This window comes from Prevotella amnii CRIS 21A-A (assembly GCF_000177355.1).
Lineage (GTDB): Bacteria > Bacteroidota > Bacteroidia > Bacteroidales > Bacteroidaceae > Prevotella > Prevotella amnii.
This window is the reverse complement of the sequence record NZ_ADFQ01000061.1, coordinates 1-1,130: the sequence shown is the minus strand read 5'-3', so window position 1 is coordinate 1,130 and position 1,130 is coordinate 1. Positions and strand designations below refer to the sequence as shown.

Annotated in this window: 2 protein-coding genes; both read left to right on the top strand. The window is 39.9% G+C overall.

Translation table 11 applies throughout. The annotated features are described in order from the left end of the window. Window positions 1-91 precede the first annotated feature (91 nt). Entirely contained in the window at window positions 92-502 is a 411-nt protein-coding gene (locus HMPREF9018_RS05550) for a helix-turn-helix transcriptional regulator (RefSeq protein WP_157794587.1), read from the top strand. Between the two features lie 2 nt (window positions 503-504). Beyond that, window positions 505-1,056 carry a 3'-5' exonuclease gene (locus HMPREF9018_RS05545; protein WP_008449178.1) on the top strand — a complete coding sequence of 184 codons (552 nt, stop codon included), beginning with the start codon at window positions 505-507 and terminating at the stop codon, window positions 1,054-1,056. Window positions 1,057-1,130: the final 74 nt, after the last annotated feature.

Here is a 1,130-nt window from a genome sequence, read left to right as displayed (position 1 = left end):
CCTTATTATCTGAAAGTGATTAACCGTAGATGGTATGTGCTGGCTCGTAGTCCTTATTACTCTGAACGCAACCAAAGGCAAAACAAAGAGGATGGTGGCAACCCGCCCTGCTGACGACTATCGACTTTATGCCCTCGATAGAGTGCTTGATATGGCGCTAACCGACAAGCACTTTAAGATGAAGAAAAGTTTCGATATTGAGGAATATTTTGAGGGTTGTTATGGCATTATAGCCAACAAGAATATCCCCATTGAAAGGATAGTACTTAAAGCATGGAAACCTCATTGCTACTATTTGGAAAGTCTACCCCTACATCATTCTCAACGCATCATAGCACAAGATGATGAATCCATCACTTTTGAGTTGAATGTGCGTCCTACGTTCGATTTCTATCAAGCACTTTTAGCGCAAACAGATATGGCAGAAGTGTTAGAACCTGAAAGTGTGCGACAGGAGATGAAGCGATTTACAGAAAATATGTTATACCATTATAAGAAATAAAAATGAACAATATAAACTTTATAGCTATCGACTTTGAAACCGCTACAGCCAAACGTTCATCTATCTGTGAAGCAGGTATATGTGTGGTAAAAGGAGGAAAGGTGGTTGAAACCAAGTCGTGGTTGGTGCGTCCCGAAGATAACAGGTATAGCTATTGGAATATACAGATACATGGCATACGTCCTCAAGACACAGCCTATGCACCTACATTTCCAAAGGTATGGGAGGAAATAACAACGTATCTCAGGGATTGTCCAGTACTAGTAGCCCACAATGCAGCCTTTGATATGAGCTGTATTCGCCATACCTTACAACTACACCATCTACCCTGTCCTGACATTGATTATTACTGTTCGCTCCGTGCTGCCCGACACATCTATGATTTCGGTTGTAATACGCTCGACTATCTTTGCGACCATTTTTCTATATCGTATGGTACACACCACCGTGCTGGCGATGATGCCGAAATGTGTGCTCGGCTATTTTTGCAAGAGATAAAAGATGGCAATTTTGCAGATGTTAGCGATTTGAACTTTTGTACTGTAAAGTTATAATATACTTTGACAAATTGGCTCTTACTTTCAAAAAGTTGGATTTATATACTTTATAAACAGAAGTAAATATATTA